The organism is Vreelandella sp. 21 (assembly GCF_050995515.1).
GTDB lineage: Bacteria > Pseudomonadota > Gammaproteobacteria > Pseudomonadales > Halomonadaceae > Vreelandella > Vreelandella alkaliphila.
In genome coordinates this window covers 2,752,401-2,768,903 of the sequence record NZ_CP194673.1, presented here as the reverse complement: position 1 = coordinate 2,768,903, position 16,503 = coordinate 2,752,401, and the positions used below count along the sequence as shown (strand labels likewise).

The 16,503-nt window shown below is 57.4% G+C and carries 12 protein-coding genes; 4 read left to right on the top strand and 8 right to left on the bottom strand.

Features of this window, described 5'->3' with window-relative positions; genetic code table 11:
• The first annotated feature begins 86 nt into the window (after positions 1-86).
• Together ilvD and chrA are read left to right on the top strand one after the other, a co-directional pair.
• Positions 87-1,763, top strand: coding sequence for a dihydroxy-acid dehydratase (gene ilvD / locus ACN06F_RS12750; protein WP_433924033.1), 1,677 nt, complete (start codon positions 87-89; stop codon positions 1,761-1,763).
• A 240-nt stretch (positions 1,764-2,003) separates the two neighbouring features.
• A complete protein-coding gene (chrA, locus tag ACN06F_RS12745) occupies positions 2,004-3,197 on the top strand; it encodes a chromate efflux transporter (RefSeq protein WP_433924032.1) in 1,194 nt (397 codons plus the stop codon).
• A gap of 19 nt (positions 3,198-3,216) precedes the next feature.
• On the opposite strand, the gene ACN06F_RS12740 is transcribed toward chrA, so the two are convergent.
• The 4 genes from ACN06F_RS12740 to ACN06F_RS12725 all read right to left on the bottom strand — a co-directional run bounded on the left by ACN06F_RS12740 (position 3,217) and on the right by ACN06F_RS12725 (position 8,796).
• Positions 3,217-6,312, bottom strand: a complete 3,096-nt coding sequence (locus ACN06F_RS12740; protein ID WP_433924031.1) for a molybdopterin dinucleotide binding domain-containing protein — start codon at positions 6,310-6,312, stop codon at positions 3,217-3,219.
• The gene (gene nrfD / locus ACN06F_RS12735) at positions 6,305-7,492 is read right to left on the bottom strand and encodes an NrfD/PsrC family molybdoenzyme membrane anchor subunit (RefSeq protein ID WP_095603845.1); all 1,188 of its coding nucleotides are present in this window, start codon (positions 7,490-7,492) and stop codon (positions 6,305-6,307) included. The genes ACN06F_RS12740 and nrfD overlap by 8 nt, the downstream gene beginning before the upstream one ends.
• Positions 7,476-8,267 carry a sulfate reduction electron transfer complex DsrMKJOP subunit DsrO gene (dsrO, locus tag ACN06F_RS12730; RefSeq protein ID WP_038477071.1) on the bottom strand — a complete coding sequence of 264 codons (792 nt, stop codon included), beginning with the start codon at positions 8,265-8,267 and terminating at the stop codon, positions 7,476-7,478. The genes nrfD and dsrO overlap by 17 nt, the downstream gene beginning before the upstream one ends.
• 256 nt (positions 8,268-8,523) lie before the next feature.
• A complete protein-coding gene (locus ACN06F_RS12725; RefSeq protein WP_038477068.1) occupies positions 8,524-8,796 on the bottom strand; it encodes an XRE family transcriptional regulator in 273 nt (90 codons plus the stop codon).
• A 218-nt stretch (positions 8,797-9,014) separates the two neighbouring features.
• On the opposite strand from ACN06F_RS12725, the gene purE reads away from it, so the two are divergent.
• Complete coding sequence (gene purE / locus ACN06F_RS12720) at positions 9,015-9,527, top strand: 5-(carboxyamino)imidazole ribonucleotide mutase (RefSeq protein WP_433924030.1); 513 nt, start codon at positions 9,015-9,017, stop codon at positions 9,525-9,527.
• Between the two features lie 12 nt (positions 9,528-9,539).
• Positions 9,540-10,679, top strand: a complete 1,140-nt coding sequence (locus ACN06F_RS12715; RefSeq protein WP_433924029.1) for a 5-(carboxyamino)imidazole ribonucleotide synthase — start codon at positions 9,540-9,542, stop codon at positions 10,677-10,679.
• Positions 10,680-10,732: 53 nt separating this feature from the next.
• Here ACN06F_RS12715 and ACN06F_RS12710 read toward each other — a convergent pair whose 3' ends face one another.
• From ACN06F_RS12710 to ACN06F_RS12695, 4 genes are all read right to left on the bottom strand, one after another.
• A complete protein-coding gene (locus tag ACN06F_RS12710) occupies positions 10,733-11,551 on the bottom strand; it encodes a TraX family protein (protein ID WP_433924028.1) in 819 nt (272 codons plus the stop codon).
• 104 nt (positions 11,552-11,655) lie between these two features.
• Positions 11,656-13,284 carry a serine hydrolase gene (locus ACN06F_RS12705; RefSeq protein WP_433924027.1) on the bottom strand — a complete coding sequence of 543 codons (1,629 nt, stop codon included), beginning with the start codon at positions 13,282-13,284 and terminating at the stop codon, positions 11,656-11,658.
• 57 nt (positions 13,285-13,341) lie between these two features.
• The gene (locus ACN06F_RS12700; protein ID WP_433924026.1) at positions 13,342-15,018 is read right to left on the bottom strand and encodes a ShlB/FhaC/HecB family hemolysin secretion/activation protein; all 1,677 of its coding nucleotides are present in this window, start codon (positions 15,016-15,018) and stop codon (positions 13,342-13,344) included.
• Complete coding sequence (locus ACN06F_RS12695) at positions 15,015-16,241, bottom strand: serine hydrolase domain-containing protein (RefSeq protein ID WP_433924025.1); 1,227 nt, start codon at positions 16,239-16,241, stop codon at positions 15,015-15,017. Before ACN06F_RS12695 ends, ACN06F_RS12700 begins: the two co-directional genes overlap by 4 nt.
• Positions 16,242-16,503 lie beyond the last annotated feature (262 nt).

The following is a 16,503-nucleotide window of genomic DNA, read 5'->3' as shown; positions in this document are numbered from 1 at the left end:
CTTTGCTTGCGTGAACGCCATGGCATCGCCAAGCTATGTGGATACCGTGCGTAACGCGATGTGAGTCAAGCAAAGAGGAATTCCCCATGACCGAGCCTACTACGAATACCCGCCGCCATTCAGCCCAGGTGGTGGATGGCCCTGGCAAGGCAGCCAGCCGCGCGATGTTGCGGGCGGTGGGGTTTAACGATGATGACTTTACCAAGCCTCAGGTGGGCGTTGCCTCTACCTGGAGCATGGTGACACCGTGCAATAGCCATATTGGTGAATTGGCAGAGTCCGCCCGTGACGGTGCCGATGCGGCGGGTGGTAAAGGGGTAATCTTTAATACCATCACTATTTCTGATGGCATTGCTAATGGCACCGAAGGCATGAAGTACTCGCTGGTTTCCCGCGAGGTGATTGCCGATTCCATTGAAACCGTAGCGGGCTGTGAAGGCTTTGATGGGCTGGTGGCCATTGGCGGCTGTGACAAAAATATGCCGGGTTGCGTGATGGGCTTGGCACGGCTGAATCGTCCCAGCGTGTTTGTGTATGGCGGCACCATTATGCCCGGTAAAGGCCATACCGATATCGTGTCGGTATTTGAGGCGATGGGCGCGCACTCCCGTGGTGATATTGACCTGATCGAACTGAAAAACATCGAAGAAACCGCGATTCCTGGCCCGGGATCCTGTGGCGGTATGTACACGGCCAATACGATGGCATCTGCCATTGAAGCATTGGGTATGAGCCTGCCGGGTAGCTCGGCGCAGAACGCCATTTCCCAAGATAAGCGCGATGACTGTAAGGCGGCAGGTGAGGCCGTGCTGGCACTGCTGGCCAGTGACATCAAGCCTTCTGACATCATGACCCGTGAAGCGTTTGAGAATGCGATTACCGTGGTGATTGCGCTGGGCGGTTCTACCAATGCGGTGCTGCATTTGATTGGCATGGCGCGCACCATTGGCGTGGAACTAACGCTTGCCGACTTCACCGAGATCGGCAAGCGCGTGCCGGTAGTCGCTGACCTGCGTCCCAGTGGCCACTATATGATGAGCGAGCTGGTGGCGATTGGCGGCATTCAGCCGCTGATGAAAATTCTGCTGGATGCTGGGTTGCTGCACGGCGACTGCTTAACAGTGACGGGGAAAACGCTGGCCGAAAACCTGGAAGAGGTTGAGCCTTATCCTATGGATCAACAGATCATTGCGCCGCTGGGTAACCCGCTTAAAGCCGAAAGCCATCTGCGTATTCTGTTTGGTAACCTGGCGCCGGAAGGTGCAGTGGCCAAAATTACTGGTAAGGAAGGCACGCGCTTTAGCGGTTCGGCGCGGGTGTTTGGCTCTGAAGAAGAGGCCCAGGCGCGCATTAACGACGGCACCGTGGTGGCGGGCGATGTCGTGGTGATTCGTTATGAAGGGCCAAAAGGTGGCCCTGGCATGCGCGAAATGCTTACGCCAACGTCTGCGATTATGGGGCGTGGCCTGGGTAATGATGTGGCGTTGATTACCGATGGGCGCTTCTCCGGTGGCAGCCATGGCTTTGTTGTCGGGCACGTATCACCGGAAGCCTTCGATGGCGGCCCGTTGGCGCTGGTACAGGATGGTGATGCCATCACTATTGATGCCGAAGCCGACACCATTGAAGTGGACATCAGCGATGAAGAAATGATGCGCCGCCGCGCCGCCTGGCAGCAGCCAGAACCGCGTTATCGCAAAGGTGTGCTGGCGAAGTATGCCAAGTTGGTCAGTTCTGCCAGTACCGGTGCTGTTACCGATTAACCTGCATATCAATACGTGAAGGTGCCTGTATCAGCCCGCGGGTGCCTCATTCGCTCGTGCCTCGCGAGATTCGTTACCACGCGCTACTTAAATCATTGAATAGGAAGATTTTGTAGCGCGGTGTAAGCGTCAGCGCACCCGCGTTGATGAAGCCCCAGCGGATGATCGTGCACACTGTCATCACTGTGTCAGCTTTAATCAGTAGATTAGGTCTTTTGTCCACATGGGGAAGCTTACACCATGGCTGAAAAGCACCATCTGAACGGGCGGGTAAGCGAGGTGTTTTGGGCGTTTTTGGCCTTGGGCTTGACCTCATTTGGTGGGCCGGTGGCGCACCTGGGCTATTTTCGTACGGCCTTCGTGGAGCGCCGACAGTGGTTAAGCGAAAGCGCCTACGCGGATCTTGTAGCGCTGTGCCAATTTTTGCCGGGGCCAGCCAGTAGCCAAGTGGGCTTTGCCTTGGGGTTAATGCGCGCCGGGCCTTGGGGTGCGGCCGTGGCGTGGCTGGCATTCACGCTGCCTTCCGCCATAGTACTGGTGCTGTTTGCGTTTGGCGCGGCGGTACTGGATGGTCCGATTGCCAGCGGCATTATTCATGGCTTAAAAGTTGTCGCGGTAGCCATTGTGGCCCACGCGGTGTGGGGCATGGCGCGTAACCTTTGCCCTGATAAAACCCGAGTGGGGATTGCGCTGGCGGCAGTATTTATTGTGGTGATGGTCAGCGGGCCGCTGGGGCAGGTCGCTGCTATTGTGCTAGGCGGTATCGCCGGGTTGGCACTGTGCCGCATGGTTGCCGCGGCTACGCCCAGCGAGCCACTGCAGTTTCCAGTATCTCGCCGTGCAGGCACTGTGGCGTTGGGGCTGTTCGCTGCGCTGCTGATATTACTGCCGTTGTTGGCAGGCAGCGCTGCGTGGCTAGCGGTGGCCGATGCGTTTTATCGTTCTGGCGCGCTGGTATTTGGCGGTGGGCATGTGGTGCTGCCGCTGCTGGAAGCGGAAGTGGTGCAATCCGGCTGGATTACCGCAGATGAGTTTTTGGCAGGCTATGGGGCTGCCCAGGCGGTGCCAGGGCCGCTATTCACCTTTGCAGCGTATTTAGGCGCGCTACTGCCCGGTATGAATGGCGTGGTTGGCGCGCTGCTGGCATTGTTGGCGATCTTTATTCCTGGCTTTTTGCTGTTGGTGGGGGTGTTGCCCTTTTGGAATCATTTTCGCCGTTGGCAGAGCGCTCAGGCGCTGATGCGCGGGGCTAACGCGGCAGTGGTGGGTATTTTAGGCGCGGCGCTGTATCAGCCGGTATGGACCAGCGCGATTATTGGGCCTTATGAATTTGTTCTGGCGCTGACGGGTTTTTTACTGCTGACCGTCTGGAAACTACCGGCGTGGATTGTGGTGATCGTAATCGCCTTGGGTGGGGTAGTGATCACGCTGTAGTGTCACTACCCCAACCGGTTTAAACGCGGCTTACTCTCACCGGTAGGCCTTGGCGCACGCTGGCGCCGCTAATCGGTTCAAGCCACGTGCCGCCTACCTCCCGTGTAGGGTCTTGAAAGCCCAGGTCGTTGATGTTGATACCTGCGCGCATCCAGGGCATATCTGGCTGGTATTGACCGTCAATGATGTGTGGCGTGGCACCTAAATCTTTGTGCCCGTAGCCGTGTTCAATACCCAATGCACCGGGCACAACGCTTTCGCTCACCAGCGCAAGCCCCACCACGCTTCCGCCTGGGCTTTCAATGCGGATGGTGTCGCCATGCTGGATGCCGAAGCGCTCGGCATCTTGGCGGTGCATTTGCACCGGGTTATACGGCTTGATCATTCTTAGCCGCTCGCTACCAATGGCGTAAGAGTTCATCAGGTTAGATTTGAATGAAAACGCTAGCAGCGGCCACTCCTGCTCGGAAAAAACCTCACGCATGGGTTGCTTGTTGGCGAGCTGTGGCAACTTGTGACAGGGCACGCCGCTATTGGGTAACCCGTTAGTGGTATCAATGCTGGTGCCCACCGCTTCGTTGTAAATACACAGCGTTTTTTTCCACTGATGTTTCAGGTGTTCGCCGACAAAGTGTTCGCTTGCCTCTTCGAAACGCCCACCCCGGGCGTAAAGGTAGGCAACGCGGCCGCGCTCGTCGGCTTTAAGTGTACGTTCGAGTTTGGGCAGCAGTGGGGTAATTCCGCCATGGGCAATGTCCTCGGCATTCGCTTCTGGCAGTGGTTCATCTTGAAAGGCAATATTGGCGGCCGCCCGTAGGTAATAATCTTCAGCGCGGTTGAGCGGGTGAAGATTGCCTTCGGCATCGGGAATAGCGTTGTCGCCGAAGCCTGGCAGCCCTAGCCGTTTAGCAACGGCGATAAAGAAGCTGTCCATAGATACCGGCTCACCTTCAGCGGTTTTTTGCTGGCGGGGTTCTACCACTGGCCAGCAAGCGGTGGAGAGTTTACCCAGCGTGCCTTTCCAGGAGCCTGCAAAGCCCCATACTTCGTACATCACCGAATCAGGCACAATGTAGTCGGCATAGCGGTTGGTTTCGTTGATAAACCCATCGATTGCAACAAAGAGCCCTAACCGTTTGGGGTCTTTCAGCTTATCGACAATTACCCCTTTCAGGCCCGCTTGACCATAAATTGGGTTAGCCATACAGCCAATCACCGCTTTGATCGGATAGGGGTAGCCATCCAATGCGGAAGGCAAGTGCTCGGTGAGCGTTGGCGGTGCCAATGAACGCCAGGGCGCTTTCGCGGGATAGGGGTTTTCGTCTGCCGCGACCTTGCGCTGGTACTCCGATGATTTCTCATAGGGAAAGCGTGAACGGGAGAGAAATACGCCTTTGGGCCCACGTTTGCCAGGGAAGTTGGCGAGGTCGTAGCGGGGGCCTTCGCCGGTGCCGCTGTAGGTGCCGCCGCCCACGGCGCTGCCACCTTTCATATTGTAGTTGCCAGCCAGCAAGTTAAGCATTTGCACGCTAAACGCGGCGTAAAAGCCATTGCCTGACATCATGCCGCCGTGGCAGTTAACGGCAGCTTTTCTGCCATGGCTAGCATAACGTTGAGCCAGCTCGATAATCGTTGCCTTGGGAATGCCACAATGTTCAGCGTAGGTGTCCAGGTCGTACTCATTGGCGGATTCACGCAGCAGCGCTAGGCTGGTTTTGACGGTGACGGTGCTGCCGTCGGCAAGCTCCACTGGGCGTTCGGCAAACAGGTCCGCGGTCATTACCTCTTCGCATAGTGCAAGGTCGCCCCCTGACACCACGACGGGTAGGTCGGCATCGCTACCTGGCTCGGCAAAACCAAGGTCGCTGGCGCGCAAAAAGTAGCCTCGGCGCGGGTGCTCGAAGGTATCAATCACTAAATGGGTGGCATTGGAGTGAGTGGTTTCCCCTGCTGCACCGGCGGCGGCTTGACCAGGTAATTCCAGAAATTCCTTTGCATAGCCGTGGTTATGCAATAGCCACTGAATAAGCGCCATGGCAAAGGCGCTGTCGGTGCCAGGGCGGATCGGCACCCAGCGGTTGTTGTCCGCGGCATGGGAAGTTGCAGCATTAAGCGCAGGATCCACCACCACATATTCCAGCGTGCCGGCGGCGCGTGCCTGTGCAAGCAAGCGGCCCTGGCGTTTAAACGGGTTGCCTGCCTGGCTGGGTGCGCAGCCGATATACATGATAAAGCGTGCGTTCTGTATATCTGGCTTTACGTGAGCATTAGTGACGATGTTGTTCATCACTGCCCCAGAGCCCATGCGGAACGCTAGGCCACAGTAAGCGCCATGATGACCATAGTTGCGGGTCGCAAAGGCGTTTAAGGTGAAGCGTTTAAGTAAATCCGAGCGCCCGTAGTCGGTGGCTTCCATGACCATCAGTTGATTAGCCTTGGGGCCGTACTCAGGGTTGTCGGGGTCAATCAGCGTGTCGTGGTCGCGAATGTCACGTAGGCCGTCTACCTGACCTTCACCGAACAGATCGCCTCCTTCGCAAATTTCCTCGATAAGTTGCTCAAACGATATTTTTTGCCACTCGCGACTGCCTCGTTCACCGACCCGTTTAAGGCAGTGATCAATACGGAACGGGTTGGTGATCTGGCTCATCATTGCGTTGCCACGGGCACACGCGGTAGAGCGGTTAACTTGCCCTTGTTCTTGGTAAGCACTCACGCTGCGTAATGCATCTGCCACCGGTGTGCGCATTGGCAAATGGTCATCGGCAGAAAGTGGATGGTAGGGGTTGCCAGCTACTCGCAGCACTTCGCCACGCGTGTCATCGACCCGCACGCGCACACCGCACTGGGTGGTGCAGCCGTAGCAAATAGTAAAAGCGACCCGTTGATCGGGGGTGAGCGTTAGTTCGCCGGTCGCTAAATCGACACGATATTCAGGCGTTAGCGAATTGCCATGAATATTATGCTGCGGTTTTTCACCTGCGCTGCCGGTAATGCCTTTGGCCATTTTAGCCAACGGGTCGGCGTAGCCCACGGCAAAGGTAGCAGCACCACCAGCGGCAGCTGCACCTTTTAGAAAGCGACGGCGTGAGGGATCTTGAGCAGACTTAGCCATGACTAGGCGCTCCTTTGTTAGCAGTGAGTGGGGCGCGAGATGCAGCTTGGTCGTTGCCTGGTAGCTGACTGCCTTGTTGGGCCTGTCGCCATGGAATAAATAGCTCGATCAGTAAAATGGCCGCCAGCCACAGCCCGAAAGTGCCGACAATGCCTAAGATGCCGGAAGAGCCAGCAGGGATACCGTAGTGATGGAAACCTGCGCTGTTACGGGCTACATGTTGAACATCCATCAGCACTACCCAACGGAACATCCAGCCCATGTGGATTGCCACCAGGCCTAGCAACCATGCCCAGGCAAACAGTGCTGGCTGGCGCTGAGCCGAACGCGTTAACAGAAATACCACGCTGGCAAATAGCGCAACGCCGGTAAGGCCACCCCAAAGTGCGGTGCTGCGCCAAGAGGGGCTGAAACGGACAGATTCCAATGCCGCCGCCACTGAGCCAACGTGGGCATTCAAGCCATCTAACAACCAACTGAGCGCGATAAGCCCCGCTAGCGCACAGAAGGCTAGCAGGACATAGAGCATCTGCCGGGTGGCGTCGGGCGCGCAGATTCTACTCACGCGGTTGAGGACCAGTATTAACCCAGCGGCGGCAATAAATCCGCTCGCTACCAGCATGGGCGGTAGCCAAATTGTGTTCCATAAGGGGCGAGCTTTGACGATAGCTAACTCCGCTCCGGTGTAGAGCATAATGCCGCTTGAGAGCATCAGCGCGGCCAACCCCACCAGGGCCACCAGTGCTTTGGGTGTTGCACCACTGCCCATGCTCAGCCACTTGGCAATCAACCCGTTCAGCCCCGCTGCCTGTTGCCGAGCTTGCAGTGCGGGACGCCAAGCCAGCCAGGCGAAGCCTAAAACGCTGATCAGATACAGCGGCAGTACCACACTGCCAATCGACATCCACGAATGCGTATTGGCGTAGGCGTAGAAATGCCAAAAGCGCAGTGGCTGGTGTAGATCTGCCAATAAGGCCACCGGTGCGACTAACGTTGTGCTGACGCAGGCGATGAGCGCTAGACGTGCTGTAGGCAACCAGGATTGCTTGCCAAACACCAGTGCGGGTGCCGCCAGCCAAAGGCTCGCATAGGAGACCGCGATCATAAAAAAGTACTGAACTGCCCAGGGATACCAGGCGATGTCATAGCGTGGGGCGAGTAGTTCAATGGTGGAATTCATAGCCCATCTCCTGGCCGTGGGGGTCGAGCACTTCAAGCGCCACGGGTTCTGCCACGGGGCGCGTGGTGAAGCGCTCATCCATGCCGAGGTAGAACACCTGTGGGAACGTATTTTTTTCTGGCTGAAGCACCATGAGCGCGTCGCGGTGCTCGTTGATCAGACGGCTGATTTGGCTGTCTGGATTGCGCATATCGCCAATAATGCGGGCGCCGCCCACGCAGCTTTCAACGCAGGCAGGCAGTAGCCCTGCTTCTAAACGGTGGGCACAGAAGGTGCATTTGTCGGCAGTTTGAGTGCGCTCATTAATAAAGCGGGCATCGTAGGGGCAGGCATTGACGCAGTAAGCACAGCCGACACAGCGGTCGCTATCTACGACAACGATGCCATCTTGCTGTTGATAGGTCGCCTCAACGGGACAAACCGGCACACAGGGTGGATTTTCGCAGTGGTTGCATAGCCGCGGCAGCATAAACGTCGCCAGTTCACCACTTTCTTGGTGGTGCACTTCGTACTGAGAGACGGTGGTTCGAAATTGGCCAAGCGGTGCAGCATTCTCGATATGACACGACACCGTGCAGGCCTGGCAGCCGATGCATTGGCGAAGGTCGATTAGCATGCCGTAGCGTTTGCTAGGGTCGCCCTCGCGGCGGGCAGGCTGCTGATTAATGCCTGCTTGGGCAAGGCTGGCTGGGGCAAAGCTGGATAGCGGGACTAGCGCAGCGCCCGCGCTTAGTCGGGCCAACTGGCCTAGCAACGACCGACGAACGGCGTCCATAACGCCTCCTTAGCTGATTAAGATGTTGCTGATAGAAACAAGCAGTTGTTTCACAGCGAATGATCTGGATACGCTAAGGTTACGCCTTTGGTATTATAAAAAATTGATACGTGTCAATGGGTTAGCGAGGGTTTCTTAATGTTCCCTTAATCTTGAAACGCTAATTGGCTGTTTTAAAACAAAAACAGGCCTGCCCAGCGGGCAAGCCTGTTAGCAAACAAAAGGGATGAATGATTACGTTAGGTAGCAACTATTGCTATGGCGTCTCCAGCTCTAACGTGCGACGCAAGACATTGAGTTCATCAACATCTAGGTGCTCTAGCCTTCCGGCGAGCAGGTCGCTGATCTTTTGTACTGGAAGCCCAGCCCGGCGGGCTATTTCGCGGCTTCCCAGATCTGATACGGCGATCAGGCGGGTAATGATACGCATGAGGCGCGTACGTTTTTCTAAATCCCTGACATCGAGGTCAGGGCTGCTTCGCGGAGGATCTAGCGTTTCTGCGTGAGCAGTTGAGTATGCCGTACTCATGGGACTCCATCAGTCTGAAATGACAAACACACAATGCCGCCAAGTCGCGCGCTTTTCAATGCTACTTTGATTAAAATTTCGATCTATTTACAAACGCGCTCTAAGCGACTAGCTCTGGTAGACTATGCGCCTTCTAATTTCCTGGTGAGCCGCTTGCGGCACACGGCACATTAAACGCTTGATTGCTTTAGTAGGCCCTTTGGCCGAGGAGTTTTTGCATGTCAAACAGCGCACCCAAAGTGGGCGTGATCATGGGGTCAAAATCTGATTGGCCCGTCATGGAACACGCGGTGGCGATGTTAGAGCGGCTGGGCGTCCCTTATGAGACTCGCGTCGTCTCCGCTCATCGTACCCCTGACTTGTTGTTTGATTATGCTAAAAGCGCCGCTGAACGTGGCCTGCAAGTGATTGTGGCAGGAGCGGGCGGTGCCGCCCATTTGCCCGGCATGGTGGCTTCCCAAACGGCGTTGCCGGTTCTGGGCGTGCCAGTAGAATCCAAAGCGCTTAAAGGCTTGGATTCATTGCTTTCAATTGCGCAGATGCCTGGTGGAATCGCTGTTGGCACACTGGCGATTGGTAAAGCAGGGGCGACCAATGCAGGCCTGTTGGCAGCACAGATTGTCGGTTTGCAAGACACCAGCGTGCGTGAAGCGGTCGAGGCTTTCCGCGCTGAGCAAACTCAAATGGTGCTGGATAACCCAGACCCTCGCCCCGATGCGGAAGCGAAATAAGGAATCCCGGCCATGAATTCTGGTATCTCAAAGAACATCGGTGTGCTAGGTGCAGGCCAGCTTGGTCGCATGCTGGCATTGGCTGGCTACCCGCTAGGTAATCGCTTCACCTTTTTAGACACGACCGGCAACCCGAGTGCGGGCATTGGCGACGTGGTTATCGATCCCAACAACCAGCATTTGGCAGAATTTCTCGATAAGGTCGATGTAGTAACCTATGAATTTGAGCATCTGCCCGTAGCGCTGGTTGAGCAAATTGAGCAGCACAAGCCCGTTTACCCAGGAAGCCGCGCAATTGCGGTGTGCCAAAACCGTGTTGAAGAGAAAGCCTTATTCGACCGCTTAGGTATTCCTACACCGGCTTACCACGTCGTTGAGAGTGCCGAACAGCTTGAAGCGGCAGCCAATGAACTGGGCTGCCCGGTGGTCGCCAAGTCAGTGACAGAGGGGTATGACGGTAAAGGGCAAGCGGTGCTGAAAGCGCCGGAACAGGCTGAAGAGGCATGGAAGAGCATCGGGCACCGCCAACTGATCGTTGAAGCGTTTGTCGATTTTGTGCGGGAAGTCTCAATGATTGCCGTGCGCGGTCGTGATGGGGATGTGGTGTTTTATCCCATGGCGGAAAATCAGCATGTAGACGGCATTTTGCGCTATTCCGTTGCGCCGCTACCGGATTTGGCTGCCAGCGTTCAAGAGACAGCCGACAGCTACATTCGCATGCTGTTAGATGAACTTGATTATGTTGGCGTGATGGCGTTGGAACTGTTCCAAACGCGGGATGGCAGCCTATTGGCTAACGAGATGGCTCCACGCGTGCATAATTCTGGCCACTGGACCATGGACGGTGCGGTCACTAGCCAGTTTGAAAACCATCTACGCGCTGTGCAAGGCCTACCTCTCGGCAGCACCCAAGCTATTGCGCCTACTTGCATGGTGAACGTCATTGGTCAGGAAGGTGACAATGCCGCGCTGTTGGCGATTGGCAATACTCACTTGCATCGCTATGACAAAGAAGAGCGGGCAGGGCGTAAGCTGGCGCATGTGAATGTCGTCGCTGAGACGCATGCCGAGCTACTTGAAAAAGTGCGTGCTTGCCAGGCATTATTACCTGATGCACCGCCGGTGGCGTGGAGTTTCGAACGCTCACTGTAAAGTTGATGGATTATCACTACGAAGCCGCCTGATTAGGGCGGCTTCGTTGTTGATTACCCCGCCAGTTGGCCGCTAAGCAATAGCCACAGCGCAATTAAAGCAAAGTGTCCTGGATACCAAGCAAGCCATAGACGGCGTGGCATGGCCAGGGCTACGGGTGGTACGCGTTGGGCAACGCCTGCTGCCAGCATCAATACCACCACGCAAGTGCCAACGGTAAACGACTTTGCCATGTCTGAAGCATTCATTTGACCAGCTATCCAAAGTGCGGGAAACGCGGCTAAACCTGCCCACAAGCGCGATTTTAGTGCGTCGCGGGTTTCGTTAAGTGCCTGCATGGCGAACATTAATAGCGGAATCAGTAGCAAACCGTTATGGCCGTACTCCACCCAGAAGCCCAACAAATACCAAACGGTTACGCCTACCGCTGCTCCAAGCATTAGCCATGCTAACCCTAGCGTCTGCTGTTGATAGTGCTGCCAACCTTGGCGAACCAGCGCCCCCAGCGCTAGTCCACAAGCAAGCGTGAAGCAGACGTTAAGAATAAAATCGTCAGACGCGCGTGGCATCAGCATATAAGGCAACTGAGCCACTAAACCAATGATCAGTATGCGGCGCGAGTAGCGTAGTGGGTTGCGGGTATTAAACAGCCCGTGCCAGGCTACCATTGCCGCAAACAGGGGAAAGGCGATACGGCCAATGGACGAGCCTGCCCAACTTAAATCCCAGTCACCCGGCAACACATAGCGAGTAAGGTGATCCACGGTCATGGTGAATAGCGCCAGCCATTGCCCCCAGGCGGTCCAATGAGAAGAGGGGCGCGCATTGTAAGTCGCCTCGGTGGAGACGTTTGCATTGGTTTGTTCAGCCATGAGACTTCCTTGTGAGTTTCCTTACTGGATTACAGACTCGATTTGGCTGAGCAAGTTCGGTACTAGTTTAAGTACTCGTTTAAGTACTGGGGTGGCAGAGCGTTTCAGCTAAATGGCCGGTGAAACTCTCCAAGGCCCGCCTCGTTCAGATGTTCTACGGTTATCGTTTCTGCCTTCCCGTCCACGCCCATGGTGAATTCGACCTGCGAAACCGAGCCCTCTGGTTGGTTCTCTGTCACCGGGAAGGCGACAAAGCGGTCGCCATCCCAGTGGGTCAACCGCAGGCGCTGTGGTGTGGGGCCAACCTCGAGCACCAAGCCGTCAGCTGTCTCACGTACCTCAGCCGCCCCGAAATAGGCATTGTCATAGTCCCCAGTATAAGCTTCGGCAGGCCGGGCTTCGGTGGGCTCAGCTGGAGGTGTCACGCCCACCAGATCCCCGACCGGGGCCGAGAGCGGTGCGATGCGCGGCCCGTAGGCCGCTAGCCAGTCGCGTTGTTCCACACCAAACTCTGCGCGATCAAGAAAGCTGGCAGTCAATGCCTCGGGGAGGCCGGTGGGGCTGGCATTGGTCAGCACGATGATCCCAAGCCCTAGGTCCGGCAGCATCGAATAGGAGGTCGCCGCACCAAAGGCGAAGGCCCCCGAATGGCTCAGCACAACGCGCCCGGTGGGGCGCACGCCGACACCAAAGCCGTAGCCATAGGCGCCAGCCCGATCGGCCGCGTCACTGGGGTGGCCGCTGATGGCATGCGGCGAAAGCGCGGGCACGAGAGCTTCGGGCGCAATCAGTTGCTGCCCTTCAAAACGCCCGCTGGAGAGCACCAGTTTCATCCATTTCGCCATGTCTCGAGCGCTGGAACTCACCCCGCCCGCTGGACTTTGCGCATCGGGCTGGCGCAGATCTGCCACTCTGAAGCCGTTGGCATCCGGCACATGGCTTGCTGCGCGATTATCGCGCGCCATGTAATCCGAGTGGCGCGAACTGGTCACCTCCATGCCGAGCGGACCATAGAGTGCCTCTTCCGAGAGCGTTGACCAGTCCTTGCCGGTTGCGGTGGCTACCGCCTCTGCCGCAGCGGTCAAGCCGAAGTTCGTATAGGCGTAATCGGCCCTGAACTGCCCCATGGGCAGCTGCGCCAGCCGCTCCAGCACCGCGCGACGGTCATAGCCTACATCCTCGAGATCATCACCAGCGTGATCCGGCAGGCCCGAGCGGTGCGCATAGAGATCCCCGATGGTGACATGACTGCTGACCCACGGATCGCCCAGGTCGAACCAGGGCAAGTGGTTGCGCACCGGATCGCCCCAACTGACGATCCCATCTGTGACCTGCGTGGCCACCACTGTGGCTCCGACAGATTTGGACAACGAAGCGAGCATAAAGACTGTATCCGCATCAACTTGTTCCTCCGCGCCCTCCGCCCGCAGCCCCCAGCCGCGCATCAGCAGTGTCTCTTCCCCATGCACCACGGCAACGGCGAGACCCGGTACTCCGGTCCGCTCCAACATATCCTGCACCAGCTCATCCAGCGAGGCGACTGCTTCGTCGATCCGCGCCTGCGGCACCGGCAACAGGTTCGCCCGCGCAGGAGAGACTGCCGGGTCCGGCAAGGCAATGGTCGGCAGCGTCCCCGCATGGAGCGGGGCATTGAGTGCAAGCAACGCTGCGGCAGCGCTTAGAACGCCCAAGGCCGACCTCAGAAGGGGGCGTGCGGCTTTCGGTGTGGTCATATCAGGGTCTCCTGTGGGATGGATAGCGCGACGGGCGAGGCGATGCTTCCTGCCGGATTAGAATGGCATTGCCAGCTGGAAAATTAGCTTGCCCCCCTTGTCCTCCACTATGTCAGAACGGGTCCAGGGAAGCGCACCGATAACCTGGAAATTCAGCCGTTCCTCTAACGTTCCACCAAGGCCTACTCCATAGGAGCCAAGATACATGTGTCCGGTGACGTCGTCGGACCAGGCTGCGCCGTAATCCACGAAGGCCGAGGTTGAAAGCGTGGGCAGGAATGCCAGCCCGATATCGACCTCGTGGCTTACCTGGGCCGAGGCCGCTGCACCTTTGTCGCCAGAGATAGTGCCGCTATCGAAGGCTCTGCCATAAGTCTCGCCGCCGATACCGAACTGAACAGCGCCCGGCAGGGGCCTGCCAGCGTATTGGCCGCGAGCCAGTAATGTCATTGTCGTCGTCTCGCTGAAAGCCTGTGTGTAGTCCAGTTCGGCGGTAACAAAGTGGAAATCATCCGGCACCGCGCCCATATCAATATCCGAGTTCGTGCCGAGATTCACCGCTCCTTCGAGGTTGATCTCGGATGTCTCAAAGCTCTGACTATATTGCAGTGAGTTCGTCACCCAGCGGATCCGGCTACGGGCAGCGGCCGAGCCAAGAACGTCGACGTCATCGTTACGCACCGTCAGTTCAGCCTGCCCCCAGAGCGAGCGGTCCAGCGTCCTCAGAAACGGGTAGGACATAAACGCCGTGCCCATAGCGGATGTTACATCGATGTCCGGCGCGCCGGCTCCCCCGTCGGGGTGTTGGCGCAGGTAAACAAAACTGTAGCCCGCGTTAAGGCCGTTCGATCCGAGCGGATAGCTTTGCATCATTTGAAGCAAGGTCATCCGGTCAGGGTGTTGCGGTGTGATGACACCGGTCAAATTGGTGGTCTCGAACTGGTTCAGGACATCGTTAAAGGTCACCACACCGGCCATTTGTAATGGGCCAACGGTGTCGGATCCCAGATTGTCGAGTCCGATCATTCCTGAGCTGCGATTTTGTCCGATCTCCAGGCGCAGCACCCCGCCGCCCGTCGCGCCTTCGGGGCGCACAAAAGTCCCTTCAATCGAAAGTCCGGCAAGATCACTCATCAACAACAATTCACGCTCGGCCGCCTTTACCCGAATCGGATGCATGTCGAGAATACGTTGCAGGTAGGGTGCCAGCCGTGTCTCGATGCCAGGAATATGACTGTTGATCTCAATGCGGTCGACGTAGCCTTCAAATACCTGCAGCTGGATCTGTCCGTCAGAAAAATCCTGCACCGGCACCACTGTCTTGGAAAAATAGCCCGCAGCGAGATAGGCCGCGTCAACAGCATCTGCCATGCGGTAAAGATCAGCCAGCGTAATTTCGGCACCGATTCGGCCCTGCCAGATCGGTGTCAACGTCGACAAAGGTAGGGTCCGCGCCCCATCAATGCGCACCGAAGCCAGGCGAATACGGATGCTTTTGGCGCGCTCTAAGTCGATCCTGTCGCGCTCGTCCTGCACGCCGATGGCGACACGGCCCACCTGAGGCGGCGGTTCGTAGCGTTGTAGGATGACAGTTTGCCCAGATAGGATGCGGTTGACGTCTGGCAAGCCCTGCGACAATGCTGGGCCCGCATAACAGGCACAAAGCAGAGCAGCAGCACCCAAGCGGAGAGCTGAGGAACGGCTGTGCTGGAACAGCAATGTCAGCGCGCTCACTCTGCTGAGGCCGTCGGTGTCATAGAAAACGGATGCCCGAGGGCAACGGATAGCGCTTCAAACACGCGACTCGCGGGCGAGCTGCACGCAAGGTCAACGGGGTTGCCCGGCAGCACGTCCTCATCCCCGCAATCGCCCGAAGGAATGTCGCTGTTGGCCTGTACGACTACCGTCGTGTCCGTCGTCGTGTCGTAGAACACCGTCGTGTTGTAACCTGGCAGCTCTCCTGTGTGGCCGACCCAGCCGTCAACGCACCCCATGGCGATGCCGTAGCCCGCCGGCTCGGGGAAGGACCGCAGACGCTCCTGCTGCGCCTCCGCGCCCAACAGGCCCTTGCCTGTGCCGAGGGAGCGTCCATAAACCAGCAGGTCATCGAGGGTTGAGATCATGCCGCCTGCTGTCCATCCCCAGGACGGGTCCCAATGCGTCGCGTTCGAGGGCGCAGCCGGCGTGGCAGCATCACCTTGCAGAGTAAATCCCTGCGGATAAGGTTCTGGCATGAGGGCAGCACCGTCAGGACCGGTGGTCTCTGTCAGGCCCAGCGGGTCCAGGATCATCGAAGTAAAGACAGTGTCGATATCTTGCCCGGTCACCTGTTCGATCACGAGGCCCAGCAGCACAGTATTGGTGTTCGAATAATTGAACTTCTCACCTGGTGCAAAGATCGGCGAGCCGGGGAAGGCAAAATCAAGCAGGTCTTGCGGAGTATAGTGCAAGCTAGGATCTGAGAAAAAAAGATCAAGGAAGGGATCCGCCTGAGTATAGCTCAGCAAGCCGCTGGTCATGCTTGCCAGATGGCGCAGGGTGATGATATCGCTGTTGGGAACGCCAGGCACATACTGGTCGATCGTATCGTCGATCGATAGCTTGCCAGCCTCGGCCAACTGCATCAGGGCGGTGCCGGTGAAGGTCTTGGTGACCGATCCGATCCGTGTGTGCATGCCGACTTCCATCGCAGCATCGGTTTCGGGGTCTGCGACGCCCCAAGCACCGCTCCATCGGCCCTCGGGTGTGACAACGCCGGCAATAACCCCCGGCGCAGCGGCTTCGTCCAACGCCCCACGTACGGCCGCATCGAGGGCGCGGATCAGCGCCTCAGGCAGTGGCGTGTCGGGTGGCGTGATGGCCGCACGGGCCGTTACTGCCGCCGGGTCGGCCACGCAGAACTGCTGCGCCTGATCCTGAGCCTGCGCTGTAACGGGGGCAGCTAGGGCAAAAGCCATGGCGCAGACCGAGAGGCCAGGCCGAAACTGGCGGGCCGTTCTGTGATGGAGTCTGATCGCTGTCATGTGCCTGTCCCTCGTCTGTTATGCACTTGCTGCTTGGATTGCTTCGAAAGCGAAGATAGCCCATTTATGATTGCAAACAAAGAAATGTAAAGTTCAATTAAGGTGCAATATGGGTATAATTTGCGCTTTATTAAGCCATTTACTTAGCTGCTGCCGCTGCCTCCATTCTCGCACCATGGCCTGCGGCAGTTAGCCT

Bases quoted from the DNA above. Each gene is read 5' to 3' on its own strand.
- ilvD (WP_433924033.1), top strand. From the start codon at position 87: ATGACCGAGCCTACTACGAATACCCGCCGCCATTCAGCCCAGGTGGTG.
- chrA (WP_433924032.1), top strand. From the start codon at position 2,004: ATGGCTGAAAAGCACCATCTGAACGGGCGGGTAAGCGAGGTGTTTTGG.
- ACN06F_RS12740 (WP_433924031.1), bottom strand. From the start codon at position 6,312: ATGGCTAAGTCTGCTCAAGATCCCTCACGCCGTCGCTTTCTAAAAGGT.
- nrfD (WP_095603845.1), bottom strand. From the start codon at position 7,492: ATGAATTCCACCATTGAACTACTCGCCCCACGCTATGACATCGCCTGG.
- dsrO (WP_038477071.1), bottom strand. From the start codon at position 8,267: ATGGACGCCGTTCGTCGGTCGTTGCTAGGCCAGTTGGCCCGACTAAGC.
- ACN06F_RS12725 (WP_038477068.1), bottom strand. From the start codon at position 8,796: ATGAGTACGGCATACTCAACTGCTCACGCAGAAACGCTAGATCCTCCG.
- purE (WP_433924030.1), top strand. From the start codon at position 9,015: ATGTCAAACAGCGCACCCAAAGTGGGCGTGATCATGGGGTCAAAATCT.
- ACN06F_RS12715 (WP_433924029.1), top strand. From the start codon at position 9,540: ATGAATTCTGGTATCTCAAAGAACATCGGTGTGCTAGGTGCAGGCCAG.
- ACN06F_RS12710 (WP_433924028.1), bottom strand. From the start codon at position 11,551: ATGGCTGAACAAACCAATGCAAACGTCTCCACCGAGGCGACTTACAAT.
- ACN06F_RS12705 (WP_433924027.1), bottom strand. From the start codon at position 13,284: ATGACCACACCGAAAGCCGCACGCCCCCTTCTGAGGTCGGCCTTGGGC.
- ACN06F_RS12695 (WP_433924025.1), bottom strand. From the start codon at position 16,241: ATGGCTTTTGCCCTAGCTGCCCCCGTTACAGCGCAGGCTCAGGATCAG.